Annotated in this window: 14 protein-coding genes; 3 read left to right on the top strand and 11 right to left on the bottom strand. The window is 63.3% G+C overall.

Features of this window, described 5'->3' with window-relative positions:
• Positions 1–214 precede the first annotated feature (214 nt).
• Positions 215–1,474, top strand: a complete 1,260-nt coding sequence (locus tag NTU39_RS08965) for an ABC transporter substrate-binding protein (RefSeq protein WP_150665643.1) — start codon at positions 215–217, stop codon at positions 1,472–1,474.
• Between the two features lie 43 nt (positions 1,475–1,517).
• Here the strand turns inward: NTU39_RS08965 and mdtD are convergent, their stop codons facing one another.
• From mdtD to NTU39_RS08940, 5 genes are all read right to left on the bottom strand, one after another.
• Positions 1,518–2,963 (bottom strand): multidrug transporter subunit MdtD, encoded by a 1,446-nt coding sequence (gene mdtD / locus NTU39_RS08960; protein ID WP_257959686.1) that lies wholly within the window; start codon positions 2,961–2,963, stop codon positions 1,518–1,520.
• Between the two features lie 192 nt (positions 2,964–3,155).
• Positions 3,156–3,713 carry a FlxA-like family protein gene (locus NTU39_RS08955; protein ID WP_257959685.1) on the bottom strand — a complete coding sequence of 186 codons (558 nt, stop codon included), beginning with the start codon at positions 3,711–3,713 and terminating at the stop codon, positions 3,156–3,158.
• Between the two features lie 121 nt (positions 3,714–3,834).
• The gene (locus NTU39_RS08950) at positions 3,835–5,712 is read right to left on the bottom strand and encodes a glycoside hydrolase family 15 protein (protein WP_257959684.1); all 1,878 of its coding nucleotides are present in this window, start codon (positions 5,710–5,712) and stop codon (positions 3,835–3,837) included.
• A 386-nt stretch (positions 5,713–6,098) separates the two neighbouring features.
• Entirely contained in the window at positions 6,099–7,346 is a 1,248-nt protein-coding gene (locus NTU39_RS08945) for a CaiB/BaiF CoA transferase family protein (RefSeq protein ID WP_150665647.1), read from the bottom strand.
• Position 7,347: 1 nt separating this feature from the next.
• On the bottom strand, positions 7,348–8,151 hold the full coding sequence (locus NTU39_RS08940) for an enoyl-CoA hydratase/isomerase family protein (RefSeq protein WP_150665648.1): 804 nt from the start codon (positions 8,149–8,151) through the stop codon (positions 7,348–7,350).
• 186 nt (positions 8,152–8,337) lie between these two features.
• Here NTU39_RS08940 and NTU39_RS08935 point away from each other — a divergent pair, with 186 nt between their 5' ends.
• Positions 8,338–9,012 carry a GntR family transcriptional regulator gene (locus NTU39_RS08935; RefSeq protein WP_150665649.1) on the top strand — a complete coding sequence of 225 codons (675 nt, stop codon included), beginning with the start codon at positions 8,338–8,340 and terminating at the stop codon, positions 9,010–9,012.
• Between the two features lie 7 nt (positions 9,013–9,019).
• Here the strand turns inward: NTU39_RS08935 and NTU39_RS08930 are convergent, their stop codons facing one another.
• Positions 9,020–9,739, bottom strand: coding sequence for a GntR family transcriptional regulator (locus NTU39_RS08930; RefSeq protein WP_150665650.1), 720 nt, complete (start codon positions 9,737–9,739; stop codon positions 9,020–9,022).
• Positions 9,740–10,048: 309 nt separating this feature from the next.
• Between NTU39_RS08930 and NTU39_RS08925 the strand changes: the two genes are divergently transcribed.
• Positions 10,049–10,807: a 2-keto-4-pentenoate hydratase gene (locus NTU39_RS08925; RefSeq protein WP_257959681.1), complete on the top strand. Its 759-nt coding sequence runs from the start codon at positions 10,049–10,051 to the stop codon at positions 10,805–10,807.
• 74 nt (positions 10,808–10,881) lie between these two features.
• Here NTU39_RS08925 and NTU39_RS08920 read toward each other — a convergent pair whose 3' ends face one another.
• The 5 genes from NTU39_RS08920 to NTU39_RS08900 all read right to left on the bottom strand — a co-directional run bounded on the left by NTU39_RS08920 (position 10,882) and on the right by NTU39_RS08900 (position 16,541).
• Positions 10,882–12,141 carry an MFS transporter gene (locus NTU39_RS08920; protein ID WP_257959680.1) on the bottom strand — a complete coding sequence of 420 codons (1,260 nt, stop codon included), beginning with the start codon at positions 12,139–12,141 and terminating at the stop codon, positions 10,882–10,884.
• Between the two features lie 438 nt (positions 12,142–12,579).
• Positions 12,580–13,530, bottom strand: coding sequence for a LysR family transcriptional regulator (locus tag NTU39_RS08915; RefSeq protein ID WP_150665653.1), 951 nt, complete (start codon positions 13,528–13,530; stop codon positions 12,580–12,582).
• Between the two features lie 83 nt (positions 13,531–13,613).
• Complete coding sequence (locus tag NTU39_RS08910; protein ID WP_257959679.1) at positions 13,614–15,053, bottom strand: NAD(P)(+) transhydrogenase (Re/Si-specific) subunit beta; 1,440 nt, start codon at positions 15,051–15,053, stop codon at positions 13,614–13,616.
• Position 15,054: 1 nt separating this feature from the next.
• Complete coding sequence (locus NTU39_RS08905; protein WP_039399633.1) at positions 15,055–15,396, bottom strand: NAD(P) transhydrogenase subunit alpha part 2; 342 nt, start codon at positions 15,394–15,396, stop codon at positions 15,055–15,057.
• A gap of 14 nt (positions 15,397–15,410) precedes the next feature.
• On the bottom strand, positions 15,411–16,541 hold the full coding sequence (locus NTU39_RS08900; protein ID WP_039399634.1) for a Re/Si-specific NAD(P)(+) transhydrogenase subunit alpha: 1,131 nt from the start codon (positions 16,539–16,541) through the stop codon (positions 15,411–15,413).
• Positions 16,542–16,558: the final 17 nt, after the last annotated feature.

Below are 16,558 nucleotides of genomic sequence, written 5' to 3'. Positions count from 1 at the left end.
GTTGTACAACACGCGCAGCCGCTTGCCCAGCCAGCATTCTGCGGTAATTCGCCGCTGACCGCGCTGGGTGGCAAAAAATTACGCATAGATTCCGATCATTACGGATTGCGCAATCGATTACGTGATGTTTAAGATGTTCGAGACTCGCCACACACGTCCTCCGGCAGAGATGGGCGGCGGCGGGTCGTCATAACTCGAACATTGGAGACAAGCCATGCCCAGCATTACCGGCCTTAGCGGTCATTTGCGCCGTACGATTGCCGTCGCCGCGTCGTTTGCCGTTGCTTCCCTCGTCGCCCTTCCTTCCCCGGCGCAAGCCGCCGCAATCTCCGACGCAGTCGTGAAGATCGGCGTGCTCACCGACCTGTCTGGCGTGTCTAGCGACAACGCGGGCAAAGGCAGCGTGCTTGCCGCCACCATGGCCGTCGACGACTTCTCGCACGATCGCAAAGTCCTCGGCGTGCCCATCGAACTGGTGTCCGCCGACTCCCAAGGCAAGACCGACACCGGTGCGACCATCGCCCGCGAATGGTACGACCGGGGCAAAGTCGACATGATCACCGACCTCACGTTCTCGAACGTGGCGCTGGCCGTCGACCGGATTGCCGACGAAAAGAAGAAGATCGCGCTCGTGACCGGCGCGGGATCGTCCGCCATCAGCAATGAGCAATGCACGGCGCACAGCGTGCAATGGATGTACGACACGTACGCGCTGGCGAACTCGACCTCGCAGGCGTTGCTGCGTCGCGGTCTGAAGTCGTGGTACTTCATCACCGCCGACTACGCGTTCGGGCAGGCGCTGGAGAAAGATGCGAGCGAGATCCTGACGCGTCAGGGCGGCAAGGTCGTCGGCTCGGTGAAGCACCCGGTGAACTCGCCGGACCTGTCGTCCTATCTGCTGCGCGCCCAGACGTCCGGCGCGCAGGTGATCGCGCTGGCCAACTCCGGCACCGACACGCTCAACACCGTCAAACAGGCCTCGCAGTTCAACATCATTCAGGGCGGCAAACAGGTATTCACGCCGCTGCTCTCGCTCATCACCGAAATCCACGGCATGGGCCTGAAGAACGCGCAGGGCATGATCCTCACGAACGGGTTCTATTGGGATCAGGACGACCGCTCGCGCGCCTTTGCACAACGCTTCTATGCGCAGCACAAGAAGATGCCGACGATGATGCAGGCCGCCGTGTATTCGGCCGTGCTCAACTATCTGAAGGCGGTTCAGGCGGCAGGCACCGACGAGGCGGACGCCGTGATGGCTAAACTCAAGTCGATGAAGATCGACGACCCCGTGATTCGCAACGGCCAGATCCGCGCCGACGGCAAGCTGGTGCACGACATGCTGCTGGTGCAGGTGAAGACGCCTGCCGAGTCGAAGTCGGAATGGGATCTGTACAAGATTCTGGAGACGATTCCGGCCGACAAGGCCTTCGCCCCGCTGGCCGATTCGAAGTGCGCGCTGGTGAAGAAGTAAGTGGCGACTGAGCGTCAGCCAGCTTGATATGGGGGTTTGACGCTCAGCGCTTGAGATCGGTGGCAGACGCGGTATGGGTCTGACCACCGTCGTGCGACGGCCCCGCCGCCGGATCTTCCACGCGACGGAACACCAGCGCAGAGGCCAGCGTAATCAGTCCGACGCACACGAACGTCATGCGAAAGCCTGCGACGGTGCCGCCTACGCCAAGCTCCCCTGCCTGTCCCGCCAGATGACCGAACAGCGCCAGCAACTGGCCACCGATGGTCACGCCCAGCCCGAGGGCGAGCATCTGCGCCATCGAGAACAGCCCGTTGCCCGCACTCGCACGACGCGTGCCGAGATCCTTCAGCGTCACACTGTTCATGGCTGCGAACTGCATCGAATTCGCCCCGCCGAACACCGCCAGTTGCATGAGTCCCAGCCAGATCGGCCAACCCGGCCCGAACAGCGCGAAGCTCGCAATTGAGCCGCCGACGACCGCCGTATTCACCATCAGAAAACGCGTATAGCCGAAGCGCACCACGAGCGGCGTGACCATGCGCTTGACGACGATCCCGGCGAGCGCCACCGGCAACATCATCAACCCCGAAGCCAGCGGGCTGTAACCCATCGCCACCTGAAGCAGCAGCGGCAGCAGGAACGGCACGGCACTGCTACCGATGCGCGCGACCAGATTGCCCAGCAAGCCGAGACTGAAGCTGCGCGTCTCGAACAGTTCCAGCGGGAACAACGGCGCGGTACGACGTCGGGCGTACGGCCAGTAGCCGAGCGTCGTCGCAACGCAAAGCAGCGCGAGGACGGCAGACGGCGCCCATCCAGCCGCCGAGAACGGATGATCCAGCGCAAGCGTGAACGACACCATCGCCACCGACAGCAAGGCGAACCCGCCCCAGTCGAAACTCGTATCGATGACTTCGTCCTTCGCGGGACGCGGCAGGTAGTGACGCACGGCGAGGCTGCCGATCAGGCCGATGGGCACATTGATGAGGAAGATCCAGTGCCACGACGCCACCTGCACCAGCCAGCCGCCCAGCACCGGGCCGATCATCGGGCCGACCTGCCCCGCAATCGAGACGAAAGCGAGCGCCGCCAGGTACTCGCCAGCCGGGAATGTCCGCAGCACGGCAAGACGCCCGATGGGCAACAACATCGAGCCGCCTGCGCCTTGCAGCACCCGCGCGACTACGAGTTGCGGCAGCGTGTGCGCCATCGCACACGCAACCGAGCCGAGCACGAACAGCAGGATCGCCACGAAGTACACGCGTCGCGTACCGAAGCGGTCGGCCAGCCATCCCGACGCGGGCGTCAGCATGGCCATCGTGAGCGAGTAGGAGACGACCACTGGCTGCATGCGCAGCGGGTTCTCGCCAAGACTCGCGGCCATGGCAGGCAGCGCCGTATTGACGATGGTCGTATCGAGCGCCTGCATGAAAAAGCCCGCCGCGACAATCCATAGCAGGGCGGTGAGCGTCTTGTCTTGCTTCATGCGGCACGGGGACGAGGCGCAGCCGTCAGCCGGACCTCAAAGATGAATTAAGCGAGAGCAGAATTTTAGCGCGCTTCGGGTACGCGGATCGTTGCATGTTTTGCAGCAATCGATCCGTCCGGCGCATCACTGCGATGAGAAAGATACGCAGAGATGCGTCGGAAAAAAGCGATTGCGCGACCGTCAGGAACGTCAGGCGGTCGTGTTGACGTTGTTGCCGGTGGCCTTCGTCGGGGCCATGAGCGCGAGAATCTGCGCCTGAATCGACATGGCCTGAGCGGACAGCGCGTTTGTCTGCTGGAGCTTGTCCTCGGGCGGGAGACGGTCGTTGGTGCGCACCGCGTCCAACTGCTTCATCACCTTCGCCAGCATTTCCTTGAGCTTGCGGATCGTCTGCGCCTTGATGTCGTCGCCAGAGCCGCCGTCCGTCGCGGACAGCGCCTGCCCCTGCTGCTTGGCGCTTTCGTTCATCGAGCGCAGATCCACCAGCGTCTTGTCGCCCAGACGGCTCACGCCGTTGTTCTCAGCGGCGTCGGTGTTGGTCGTGGCATCGGTGTTGGCAGTGGCCGGTTTGGCCGCGTCGTCGGCACCGGCCGACTTCGTCGAGGCTGCCTGATTGACGGTGCCGGTAGCGGCTGCCGTTTTGGCCGCCGCCTGCGCCTTGTCCGCCTGCTGTTGCTGGATATGCGACTGCCAGATCTCCAGCATGCTGGACGTGGCGTTGCCCTTGGTCGGAATAATGATCGTCATGGAGCGAGGGGTCTCCGTGGAAATGGGGGAAATGAGAGAAAGTAAGGATTCGAAAGTATTACGGCATATTTCACGAAATCCTTTAATTCCCTACATTCCCCCTACGAAACCCACCCTTCCGTCAGGCTCTGACCGCTTTATCCGCGCGATAGCCCACATGCTCGTAGCGCGCTTCGTCGTCGGTCTCTTGCACATCGGCGTCGTCGGCGCGGTCGTCGTCGGCGAGTGCATCCAGACGAATCGCCGCATGCACGAGCGCGATATGCGAGAACGCCTGCGGGAAGTTGCCGACCTGACGCTCATGCGTGGTGTCGTATTCCTCGGCCAGCAGACCGACGTCGTTGCGCAACGACAGCAACCGCTCGAACAACGCCCGGGCATCGCGATGACGGCCGATCATCACGAGGCAATCGACCATCCAGAAGCTGCACGCGAGGAACGCGCCCTCGCCTGCGGGCAACCCGTCGTCGACGCGGCTCGTGCGGTAGCGCTGCACCAGCCCGTCGCGCATCAACTCGCGCTCGACCGCCTCGATGGTGCCGATCACGCGCGGATCCTCCGGGGGCAAGAACCCCACGAGCGGAATCATCAGCACGCTCGCATCCATCTCCGACGAGCCGTACGCCTGCATGAACGCGTTGCGCTGCTTGTCGAAGCCATTGGCGCAAACATCGGCGTGAATCTCCTTGCACAGCCGACGCCAGTGATCTACCGGTCCCGGCAAACCGAAACGCTCGGCCGACTTGATCGCGCGATCGAACGCTACCCAAGCCATGACCTTCGAATACGTGAAGTGTTGACGGCCGCCACGCACTTCCCAAATGCCCTCGTCCGGCTCTCGCCACACGGTTTCGAGATGCGCAACAAGCTTCGTCTGCACCTCCCAGGTGGCGTCGACCGGCGGCAATCCGCCCAGACGAGACTGGTGCAGCGCGTCCATCACTTCACCGTAGACGTCCAACTGCAACTGCCCCACCGCACCGTTGCCGACCCGCACCGGCTTCGCGCCTTCGTAGCCCGGCAACCAGTCGACTTCCCATTCCGGCAAACGCCGCTCGCCGGACAAGCCATACATGATCTGCACTTGCGACGGCGCACCGGCCACCGCACGCACGAGCCAGTGACTCCAGTCGTTCGCCTCGGTGTAATAGCCGCCGAGCATGAGTGCCTGTAACGTGAGCGTGGCGTCGCGCAGCCAGCAATAGCGATAATCCCAGTTACGCTCGCCGCCCAATTGTTCCGGCAGCGATGTCGTGGGTGCCGCGACCACGCCGCCCGTCGGCACGAACGTGAGCGCCTTGAGCACGATGAGGGAGCGACGAATCGCCGACGACCATCGTCCGTCGAGCTGACAGCGATTGGCCCAGGTGCGCCAGTAACGTTCGGTATCGGTGAGCGCCGCGAGCGGATCGATTTCGCGGGGATCGGCGTGATGCGACGGCACGCGCGACAGCACGAACGGCACCGTCTCGCCCGCCTTCACGTCGAAGCGCGCGCGCAGGCTGCCCGGCACATCCCGAATCTCGACGGGCGTGCGCATGACGACCTTGTCCGGCCCGGCGATAAGACGCATGCCAGGGCCGGTCGGATCATCAGCATCGAGCGGACGCGACCACGGCACCGATGCGCCGTAATCGAAGCGCAGGATCAGCTCCATCGACATCGTCACCGTGCCGTGCACGCCTTTCACCAGGCGCACCAGGTCAGCAGCACCATCGCGCAACGGCATGAAGTCGATCACGGCGACGCAACCTTCCACCGTCTCGAAACGCGTCTCGAGAATCAGCGTGTCATCGTGGTAACGGCGCGTGGAAGTGGCGTGCGGGTCTTCGGGGGCGATTCGCCAGCGGCCATGCTCGGGGCCGCCGAGCAACGCGGCGAAGCACGCCGGGGAATCGAAGTACGGCCAGCAGAGCCAGTCGATGGAGCCGTCGCGCGCAACCAGCGCGGCGCTTCGGCAGTCGCCAATCATTGCGTAATCTTCAATACGTGCCGGCATGCTCACCTCGCGAACAGGAGAGGACCAACGCCCCCGATGCCGTCACGGTGCGCGACGTTGTCGCCAGTGACCGGGGGAGCGCAAGCGTATGAGGCTCAATGGTACGCGTCTCGCGGACGCAGGACCACCGTTCGGGCAATGCAATGGGCGAATTGCCGAGGATTCTGCCAGGGGTCATGCCTTCCCTCCTTACGACGTTGCGTCGGGTCGGATTGATCGGGACTGGCGACCGCCTCCACTTCGCGCGCATCGTCGAGAAATGAAGATATCGCCGGCCAGTTCAAAAACCGACCGGCGACCGGGAGGGAAGTTCGCTTAAATTGCCGCTCGGTGACGTTTCGCGAGTCAACTCGCGGAGAATCCGCACTGCAGCAGCCAGGCATACATCATGCCGTCACCGTAGCGCCCTCTTCCAGCGCATGCACCGCTCCTTGCGCGATCAGGGCGCGAACATGCTCGGCATCGAAGCCATATTCGGCCAACACCTCGGAAGTGTGCTCGCCCAGACGCGGTGCAGGCCCACCGGTACACTTCGGCGTCTCCGAGAATCGAATCGGCAGGCCGATGCTGCGGGTTGGGCCATCGAGCGGATGCTGCGTTTCGACCACCATCTCGCGCGCCACGATCTGCGGATGCGACACGGCCTCGGAAATCGGCAGCACTGGCCCAACCGGCAGACCGACCGCGTCGAGGCGTTCCACCCAGCGCTGCGTCGTATCGCGCATCAGATAGGCGGTGAGGCGCTCGACGAGTTCGTCGCGATGGGCGGTGCGCCCTGCATTGGTGGCGAAGCGCGGATCACCTGCGATTTCCGGCGCGTCGAGTACTTGCAGCAGACGTTCGTAATTGGCCTGATTCGCAGCACCGATGTTGATCCAGCCGTCTTGTGTGCGAAACGCCTGATACGGCGTGCTGGTCGGGTTGGCGGAGCCGAACTTCGGCGGATTCTCGCCGCTGGCGAAGAAGTTTGCCGCGGCCCAGTACATCTGCTGAAAACCCGCTTCGAGCAGCGACGTATCCACGATCTGGCCTTGCCCGGTGCGCAACCGGTGCGCGTAAGCGGCCGAGATGCCGAGCGCTGCCAGAATGCCCGCGTTGATGTCGGCAATCGGCGAACCGGCCTTGATCGGCGCCTGCCCCGGTTCGCCTGTCACGCTCATCAACCCCGACAGGCCCTGCGCGATCAGATCGAATCCGCCTTTGTCCGCGTAAGGCCCCGTGCGTCCATAACCCGAGATGGAACAGTAGATCAGCCCCGGATTGGCTTCGCGCAACGTGTCATAGCCGAGTCCCAGCTTTTCCATCGTGCCCTTGCGATAGTTCTCGGTGACGACGTCGGCACTCGCGAGCATCTTGCGCAACACGGCCTTGCCGCCGTCGGTCTTGAGATTGAGCGCGATGCCGCGCTTGTTGCGGTTGAGCATCATGAACGACGCCGACTCGCCGTGCGAGAGGATCGGCGCGAAACGGCGCGCGTCGTCGCCTTCCATCTTCTCGACCTTGATGACGTCGGCGCCCATGTCCGCGAGCATCATCCCGCACACGGGGCCGGACATGATGTGCGACAGCTCGATCACCTTGACGCCCTGCAACGGGCCGCCCTTCTTTGCCGTATCTGCTTTCGTATCGGTCATCTCAGCGGCCCTCGAATACCGGCATCGTCTTCGCAAGGAACGCACGATAGCCCGCCTGAAAGTCGGCGGTGCCAAAACACGCGAACCCTTCGTCGATCTGCGCGGGCGTGAGAGGCTTGCCGCTCACCAGTTCACGCACGAAGCGCTTGTGCCAGCGCGCGACAAGCGGTGCACCGGCGGCGATGCGGTCGGCCGTGGCGAGCGCTTCGCGGGTGACGTCGCTATCCGCCACCACGCGTGTGACAGCCCCGATGCGCAGCGCCTCCTGCGCATCGAAGATGCGGCCTTCGAGCAGAATCTCCAGCGCCTTGGTCGGGCCGAGCAAGCGTACGAGGCCGGACAACTCCGCATGCGCCATCACCAGACCGAGTTTGTTGATCGGTGCGCCGAAGCGACTCGACTCGCCACAAATGCGGATGTCGCACGACGCCGCAATCTCCATGCCGCCCCCGACGCAGATGCCATGAATCATGGCGACGAGGGGCACTGGGCAGTTCGTCAGCGCATCGAGCGTGCGATGCATGAGCGCGCCGTACGTTCGCGCCTGCTCCACGTTGGCGCGATCGGTCTCGAACTCGGCGATGTCGTTGCCCGGCGCGAAGGCCTTTTCGCCTGCCCCACGCAACACAATGCAGCGCACGTCAGAAGACTCGGACAACGTCAGAATCGTGTCGCCCAACGCCTGCCACATCGGCTTGGTCAACGCATTGAGCTTTTCGGGACGGTTGAGCGTGACCAGCGCAATCGCGCCGTGTCGCTCGGTCAGAACGGTCGATGTCACATTGCCTCCTGGAGTCGCCAACATGTATGTAACGTCGGCGGATAACGATTTTTGGTATACCAATTTTTCGTTAACGATAGAAGCAGACACCTTCAATTGACAAGCAACAATCGAATAAATCAGGGTTAACGTTGAATATCAGGTGATTGCCGATTGACGCCTTCGGTGATCGACATCAAAATTGGTATTCCAACCTCAACACCCCCGCACATGAGCACCACCGCTTCGCTGAATGCCGCCGCGTATGACGCCCTCAAGGCACGCATCGTGCGCGGGGACCTGCGCCCCGGCGCGCCATTGTCCGAGCGCGCCCTGTGCGACGAACTCGCGGTGTCGCGCACGCCGCTGCGCGAGGCGCTCAAGCGGCTGGCCAACGAAGGACTGGTGGAAATCTCGGAGACACGGCGGGCACGCGTGGCGCGAGTGAGCGTCGATGAAGTCGTGAACCTGCTGGCGGTGATGGCGGTGTTGGAAGGACTCTCGGGAGAGCAGGCGTGCGAGAAGGCCTCGGAGGCCGACCTCGATGAACTCACCCGACTACAAGAGGAGATGGAGTCGGCGTACGCACGTACCGATCACGCCGCCTACTTCGCGCTCAATCAGCAGATCCACCTCAGCATTCTGCGCATGGCCGACAACGGCCCGCTGGCCGAGTATTTCCACAATCTCAACGCGCGCTTGCGCCATGTACGGGAGCGCCTGACGCCGACGCCCGAACGGTGGCGTCAGGCCGTGGACGAACATGCGGAGATGCTGGCGTTGCTGCGCCGACGCGATGGAAAGCGGCTTCGCACATTGATGGAAGCGCACTTGCGCAGCAAGACCGACGCCTATGTGGCGGCCATGCTCAACGAAGGACTCGTGAGCATGAGTCGCGCCGCCTGACGGACGGTCAGGCCGCCACGCGTTTATTGGCAAGCACCGCCGCGCACTTCGCCATCAGATGCACGCGCAGCAGTCGCCCGAGCGTGGCGCCGTCGCGCTGACGCAAGGCATGGAGAATCTCGACGTGCTCTTCGATAGCGCGATCCCACTTCCCCGCATGCAGGTTGGAGCGAAAGCGCAGCGCCTGAAGCCGATGATTGACCGACTGATACATCTGCGTGAGCGCCGGATTGCGCGCCGCGACGTTGATGCGGTCGTGAATGCGCTGATTGCAGTCGAAGTAGCCCGACAGATCGCCGTTGGCATGGCAGGCGTCCATCGCACTATGCAGCTCCTGAATCTCGTCGATCTCGGCTTGCGTGATGCGCTGGCACGCCAGCTCACCGGCCAGCGCCTCCAGACCGCTCAGGAGTTCGAAGGCATCGGAGATATCGCTCGCGGACAACGTCACAACGCGCGCCCCGCGATTCGGCAGCAGATCGATCAGACGTTCGACGGCGAGCATCTTCAGCGCCTCGCGCAGCGGCGTGCGCGACACCCCCAATTGCTCGCACAGCGCACGTTCGTTCAGATGGGCGCCGGGCGGCAGAACGCCCTCGGTGATCATCTTGCGCAGCCTGTCCATCACAGCGAGATGCAGCGCCTGACGGCTGATGGGTTGACTCCCGCCTGTGTCTGGCGGATGAATAGCGGGGTCGCGTACGGCGTTCAATGTCACGGAGTGCATAAGCTTGCCCTGGTCATTCGTTTTAGGAAGAAAGACAGCGACTGCCTGTAAAGCACCTTCGCGGACGACGGCAAACCCGACCGAAGCCTCGCCACACGAAATATTTCGGTTTGCGATCAAATATTACGAAATATTACGAAGACCGATTCTCGCAGATCGATGCAGTTTTGACTACGTTATGTGGTGTTTTCACTGAGTAAGCGACATGTTTGCGCCGCACCGCAACATCGCTCGGATTTTGGATACGATGTGGACAACTGTGTTCGGCAAGTCACTGACGCAGCGCCCTTCCCTCTGGAGATTTGCAAGATGTTCGAGACCCAACCCGCCGTCGAGTCGCTGGCTCGCCTGCTCGCCGACACGCGTCGTGGCGACACGCCCATCGCCTCGCCAGCCCCGGCGCTGCTGCCGGTCGACGCCAACACCGCTTACGCAGTGCAACTGCGCACGCTCGATCTGCTCGGCGACACGATTGCGGCATGGAAAGTGGGCGCGAAAGCCCCGATGGACTTACCCAATTGCGCGCCGATCCCGGCGTCGGTGGTCAGCAACGCTGGTGGCGCACTCGCGCTGAGCGACTTCTTCCGCCCCGGGCTAGAACTGGAGATCGCTTTCCGCCTGTCGCGCGACATCAAGCCGGGCCGCTATGAAGAACGTGAAGCCATGATGTTCGTGGACGACATGCTCGCCACCATCGAAATCACCGACAGCCGTTTCGCGGAGAAGGGACTCGACAGCCGCTTTGCGCTGGCCGACCTTCAGAACAACGGGGCGCTCGTGATCGGCAGCGGTCGCGGATACGAGGCACGTTTCGATTACTCGCGCCCGAAGGCCGTCTTCTCGCTCGATGGTCGCGACATCACGCCCGCCAAGGTCTTCAACACGGGCGGCGACCCGCGCACGCTGCTCACGTGGCTCGTCAATCACAACGGCAAGCGCGGCATCACGATGCGCGCGGGCGCGATCGTGACCTGCGGCTCGTACGTCGGCATGATTCCCGCCACTGGTCCGGGTGAGCTGCGCGGCGTGATCGACGGCGTCGGTGAAGTCGCCGTGACGTTGAAGTAAGGCGGACGGCGCGTCCGGGGCATGGACCTTCGCAACGCGCCTGCCCTTGCTAGACAACCGGATGGGCTGCCAGCTCAGTGCTTTGCGGCGCGTCCGTCCACACCGGCCAGCATCTTCGGCGCGAGCAATGCGATAGGCACAATGCACAGCAGCCCCGTGCCGAGCGCGAATGGCAGGCTGATGCCGTGTGCGATGGCACCGATCAGCACTGGGCCGATCAGCAGCCCGAGGTAGGCGAGCTTCGCCATGACGGCAATCGCTTCTGCGCTCGCCATCCCGGCACCACGCGCCACTTCGCCCGACGCCGCAAACATCACCGGCATCACGTTCGACAAGCCGAGGCCCGCGAGTGCAAAGCCCGCCACCACGGCCGCCGGTTCACGCCAGAACAGCGCGAGCAACACGCCGCCGACACATAGCAAACTGCTCACGCGCAGCAAACGCGCGCCGCCCATGCGGGCGCGGACGGGATCGCCACCGAAGCGACCTGCGGCCATGCCGACGGAAAACGCCGCATAGCCCGCGCCGATCCACGCGCCCTGCGCCAGAACCACTTCGCGCATATACACGGCCGTCCAGTCATACATTGCGCCCTCCACCACCAGACCGAGGAACGCGAGGATGCCGAAGCCCGTCAGTTTGCGATGCAGCTTGCGACGCGACGCCTCGTCCAGCACGGGCGGCGGCGCGTGCTTGTGCGACGCTTCGCGCCCCTCGCCCGCTTCTGTCCGCGTCACCGGGGCTTCGCCCGGCATCATGTCTCGCTGCATGAAGCGCGCGCCGACGACGATCACCACCGCGCAGCCGAGCGCCGCCAGTCCGATATGCCACTGCGGCGAGCCGTGATGCGCGAGCCACGCGCCGCCCACGAGCGCACCGGCCATGCCGCCCAGACTGAAGCAGCCGTGCAGCGACGCCATGATCGGCTTGCGATAACGGGCTTCGAGCGTTGCGGCCTGCGCATTGACGGCCACGTCGTACGTCGCGTTCGCCGCGCCGTAAAGCGCCAGCCAGCCCACGAGGCCCCAGTAACTGGGCATCGAGAGAATGAACGCGCTCGTGAGCGCCAACGCAATGCCGGAGTGCAAGCTCGCGCGCTGACTACCTGCGCGCCCGACCCAGCGGGCCATGCGCGACATGGTGACGATGGCGCCGCCCGCCACGGCGAACATCGCCACCGACAGGCTCGCGTCGTTCAGGTCGAACATCGCCTTGACGGTGGGCACATGCACGCCCCACGTCGCATACAGGAATCCGCTGCAAAACAGCAATGCCATCGTTGCCGCGCGCGCAGGCCAAAAGCCCGTGCGCGGCTTCGCGATTTCAGAAGTCATGGGAATTGAAGAAGTGCGGGAATTCTGGGGTGACGAGGCAGAGAACACTACCTGGTCGTCATGAACGTTTTGATGCGGTCGACGAGGGTCCGACGTTGCGGATCTCGCAATTGATGTTGAGAATTCTAGCGCACTCTATGTGACAGCACAGTGCACTTTCGGCAACGTCGTCGCGAATCCCGCTCAACGCGTGCGCGCACGGCGGCGTGCGACCGCCCACGACTTATCCACCGTTTTTGTTCACAAGGCTGTGGACAACGAACGGGGACAACGTGCCAAGCACTTGATCGGTATGGAGATTTCGACGCAGGCGATCAGGCGGCGGCGCCCGCAGGCAAAAGACGGGCAGGCACCGCCGATTTATCCACAGATTTTGTGTTCAAGTCTGTGGACAAGTCCTTGATGAGAGGACTCAAGTGGTTGATTCAACTCAGAGAATCATTGCGCAGCGAGCGTCGAAGCAGCGCTGATCTGCTCCGGCGTGAGTGCAAATCCCTTGTTCCGTTCGCGTACCACGCGATGAATCAACTCCCACACCGTATGCGCGACGGGCGAGAGCGAGCGGTTCTTGCGACGCACGAGCACGATGTTGCGCTCGAAGGCGGGCAGCAGCGGACGCACGGCGAGCGTGGAATTCTCCGGCAGCGGCAACGCCAGCGGCGGCAGCACGCTCACGCCCAGCCCTTCCTGCACCATGCGGAAAATTGTGCTGACATGCCCCAGCTCCTGCGTGATGGTCCCCTGCACTTTCTGCGTGGTGAGCGCGCGGTCGATCAGCGGACGGCTACCCGAACTCTGGTTGAGCAGCACGAGGTTCTCGCCCGACAACTCCGACCAGTGCACAGCGCCTTGCATTGCCAGCGGGTGATCGTTGCGGCACACGAGGCAAAACGGTTCGCTCATCAGATGCTCGGTCGTCAGATCGTCGGCACCTTGCGGGGCCACCACGATGCCGAAGTCGACATCGCCCGCGCGCACGCTGTCGAGCACGGCGCGTTGCATCTGGTCGACGAGTGCGAGCGCGATGTCCGGATAGGTGGCTTGCGAAGCGAGCAACACGCGCGGCATGAGCGTCGCGGAGATGGTCGGTGCTGCGCCAATGCGTACACGACCGGTGGTGCGCGCCTCTGCCCCGTGGGTCTGGAGCAACGCGATTTCGAGTTCGTCGAGCACGCGATCGAGGTTGGTGGCGAGCGTGACACCCGCGTCGGTGAGTGCGACCTCGCGCGTCGTGCGGTCGACGAGGCGCAGGCCGAGTTGCCCTTCGAGTTCGTTGATGCAGCGGCTGATGGCCGGTTGTGTCAGGCCGATCTCGGCGCCCGCGCGACTGAAATTCTTGCTGCGCGCCACGACCATGAAGACCTTGAGTTGTCTCAGCGATACGTTCATAAAGCCTGCCCGTAAGTATTCGAACTAGCCACAAATGACTCAGGCGCGCCGCCCACGGCGGCGCGCCTCCGTACATGCTTCGATCAGGCCGCTGCCTTGACCATTTCCTCGATCACCTTCTTCGCGTCGCCGAAGACCATCATGGTCTTGTCGAGATAGAAGAGATCGTTATCCAGCCCGGCATAACCGGCGGCCATCGAGCGCTTGTTGACGATGATCGTCTTGGCCTTGTAAGCCTCGATGATCGGCATGCCAGCGATCGGTGATTGCGGATCGTTCTTCGCGGCCGGATTCACCACGTCGTTGGCGCCCAACACCAGCACCACGTCCGTCTGACCGAATTCGCCGTTGATTTCGTCCATCTCCAGCACCTGGTCGTACGGCACTTCGGCTTCGGCCAGCAGCACGTTCATATGCCCCGGCATACGCCCCGCCACCGGGTGAATCGCGTAACGTACGCTCACGCCCTTCTCGATCAGCTTGTCCGTCAGTTCCTTGAGGGCATGCTGCGCACGTGCCACGGCCAGACCGTAACCCGGCACGATCACCAGCGATTCGGCATTGCTCATGAGGAACGCTGCGTCGTCGGGCGAGCCGGACTTCACCGGACGCTGTTGCTGTTCGCCCGCTGCGGCCCCTGCGCCCGGCGTCGCACCGAAGCCGCCGAGAATCACGTTGAAGAACGAGCGGTTCATCGCGCGGCACATGATGTACGACAGAATCGCGCCGGACGAACCGACCAGCGAACCCGCGATGATCAGCATCGGGTTGTTCAGCGAGAAGCCGATGCCCGCGGCCGCCCAGCCCGAGTATGAGTTCAGCATCGAGACCACGACCGGCATGTCTGCACCGCCAATCGGGATGATGATGAGCACGCCGAGCACGAAGGCGATGGCGGTCATGATGACGAACGGCGTCCAGCTCAGCGTCGTGAAGAACGCAATGCCGAAGCCGAGCATCGCAATCGCGAGCGCCAGGTTCACGAAGTGCTGGCCCTTGAACACGACCGGCGCGCCCTGGAACAGACGGAACTTGTACTTGCCCGAGAGTTTGCCGAACGCGATGACCGAGCCCGAGAACGTGATCGCCCCGACGAACGTGCCGATGAACAGTTCAATACGGTTGCCCGGCGGCAGCGCCTCGCCTGCGGCGACGATGCCGAACGCGGCCGGTTCAGCCACAGCAGCCACAGCGATACACACCGCCGCCAGACCGATCAGCGAGTGCATGGCGGCCACGAGCTCCGGCATCTTCGTCATCTCGACCTTGCGGGCGACATAGGCACCGATACCGCCACCGACAACCAGACCCGCGAGGATCAGTCCCAGACCGGAGAAATTGCCGCCAGAGAGCTTGCGCAACTCGAAGATCAGCGCCACGGTCGTCACGGCCGCAATCGTCATGCCGATCATGCCGAAGGCATTGCCGCGACGCGCCATGCGCGGGTTCGACAAGCCCTTGAGCGCCTGAATGAAACAGATCGACGCGACCAGATACAACAGCGTCACAAGATTCATGCTCATGTCAGTGCGCTCCCTTTGCTGCCGATTCGTCGTTAGCCGCCTTGGCAGGGGCCTTATCCTTTTTCTTGAACATCTCCAGCATGCGCTGCGTGACGAGGAAGCCCCCGAACACGTTCACCGCTGCAAGCGCCACCGCCACCACACCCATCGTCTTGCCGAGGTTGCCTTCGGTGAGACCGGCGGCCAGCATTGCGCCTACGATCACGATGGCCGAGATCGCATTGGTCACCGCCATGAGCGGCGTGTGCAGCGCAGGCGTGACGTTCCACACCACGTGATAGCCGACGTACACCGCCAGCACGAAGATGATCAGGTTGATCACCGTGTGATTAATCAATTCCATGACAGAGCCTCCCCTTATGCCGCACGCAGCACTTGACCGTCGCGGCACATCAGGCACGCACTGACGATGTCGTCGTTGGTATCGATGACGAACTGACCTTCCTTGTCGATGACGAGCTTCAGGAAGTCGAGCACGTTACGGGCATAAAGCGCGGAAGCGTCCGCAGCCACCATACCGGCAAGGTTGGTGTACCCCGCGATGGTCACGCCGTGCACTTTGACGACTTCGTCGGCTACCGACAGCGGGCAGTTGCCGCCGCCGTTGGCACCGCGCCCGGCCGCCAGATCGATGATCACCGAGCCGGGCTTCATGGCTTTGACGGTGTCTTCGCTAATGAGCGTCGGCGCGGCACGGCCCGGAATCAGGGCGGTGGAGATGACGATATCGGCCTGCGTCAGACGCGTGTGCACCAGTTGCGCCTGACGCGCGAGCCATGCCGCAGGCATCGGGCGAGCGTAACCGCCCACACCCTTGGCGATCTCGCGTTCTTCGTCGGTCTCGAACGGCACGTCGATGAACTTCGCGCCAAGCGATTCAATCTGCTCACGCACCGCCGGACGCACGTCCGACGCTTCGATCACCGCGCCCAGACGCTTGGCCGTCGCAATGGCTTGCAAGCCAGCAACGCCAGCACCGAGTACGACCAGGCGCGCAGCCTTCACCGTACCGGCAGCCGTCATCAGCATCGGCATGAAGCGTTGATAGAGGTTCGCAGCGAGCATCACGGCCTTGTAGCCAGCGATGTTGGCCTGCGAGGACAGCACGTCCATGCTTTGCGCACGCGTAGTGCGCGGTGCGGCTTCGAGCGCGAAGCCGATGATACCGGCCGCCGCCATCCGCGCATTGTTCTCGGCATCGAACGGATTGAGCATGCCGACGACCACCGCACCGCGACGCATCTGCGCGATCTCGGCCACAGACGGCGCACGGACCTTCAGCACCATCTCGGCACCGAACGCCTCGGCAGCGCTGCCGGTCGATGCGCCCGCTGCGACATACGCCGCATCCGGTACGCTCGCCGCCTCGCCTGCGCTCTGCTCCACGGTGACGCGATGTCCTGCGCTCACCAGCTTCTTCACCGTTTCCGGTGTGGCCGCGACGCGGGATTCGCCGTCGGCCGTCTCCTTTGGAATGCCAATATGCATAGTTATTGTCTCGGGGT

Source organism: Pandoraea commovens (genome assembly GCF_024704525.1).
Classification (GTDB): Bacteria; Pseudomonadota; Gammaproteobacteria; order Burkholderiales; family Burkholderiaceae; genus Pandoraea; species Pandoraea commovens.
The sequence above is the reverse complement of the archived record's forward strand: the minus strand, read 5'-3'. Positions and strand labels throughout refer to the sequence as shown.

What these genes read in the sequence shown, in the direction of transcription:
- NTU39_RS08915 (WP_150665653.1), bottom strand. Translation starts at nt 13,530, where the DNA reads ATGAACGTATCGCTGAGACAACTCAAGGTCTTCATGGTCGTGGCGCGC.
- NTU39_RS08920 (WP_257959680.1), bottom strand. Translation starts at nt 12,141, where the DNA reads ATGACTTCTGAAATCGCGAAGCCGCGCACGGGCTTTTGGCCTGCGCGC.
- NTU39_RS08965 (WP_150665643.1), top strand. Translation starts at nt 215, where the DNA reads ATGCCCAGCATTACCGGCCTTAGCGGTCATTTGCGCCGTACGATTGCC.
- NTU39_RS08905 (WP_039399633.1), bottom strand. Translation starts at nt 15,396, where the DNA reads ATGGAATTGATTAATCACACGGTGATCAACCTGATCATCTTCGTGCTG.
- NTU39_RS08925 (WP_257959681.1), top strand. Translation starts at nt 10,049, where the DNA reads ATGTTCGAGACCCAACCCGCCGTCGAGTCGCTGGCTCGCCTGCTCGCC.
- NTU39_RS08910 (WP_257959679.1), bottom strand. Translation starts at nt 15,053, where the DNA reads ATGAGCATGAATCTTGTGACGCTGTTGTATCTGGTCGCGTCGATCTGT.
- NTU39_RS08945 (WP_150665647.1), bottom strand. Translation starts at nt 7,346, where the DNA reads ATGACCGATACGAAAGCAGATACGGCAAAGAAGGGCGGCCCGTTGCAG.
- NTU39_RS08930 (WP_150665650.1), bottom strand. Translation starts at nt 9,739, where the DNA reads ATGCACTCCGTGACATTGAACGCCGTACGCGACCCCGCTATTCATCCG.
- NTU39_RS08935 (WP_150665649.1), top strand. Translation starts at nt 8,338, where the DNA reads ATGAGCACCACCGCTTCGCTGAATGCCGCCGCGTATGACGCCCTCAAG.
- NTU39_RS08940 (WP_150665648.1), bottom strand. Translation starts at nt 8,151, where the DNA reads ATGTTGGCGACTCCAGGAGGCAATGTGACATCGACCGTTCTGACCGAG.
- mdtD (WP_257959686.1), bottom strand. Translation starts at nt 2,963, where the DNA reads ATGAAGCAAGACAAGACGCTCACCGCCCTGCTATGGATTGTCGCGGCG.
- NTU39_RS08955 (WP_257959685.1), bottom strand. Translation starts at nt 3,713, where the DNA reads ATGACGATCATTATTCCGACCAAGGGCAACGCCACGTCCAGCATGCTG.
- NTU39_RS08900 (WP_039399634.1), bottom strand. Translation starts at nt 16,541, where the DNA reads ATGCATATTGGCATTCCAAAGGAGACGGCCGACGGCGAATCCCGCGTC.
- NTU39_RS08950 (WP_257959684.1), bottom strand. Translation starts at nt 5,712, where the DNA reads ATGCCGGCACGTATTGAAGATTACGCAATGATTGGCGACTGCCGAAGC.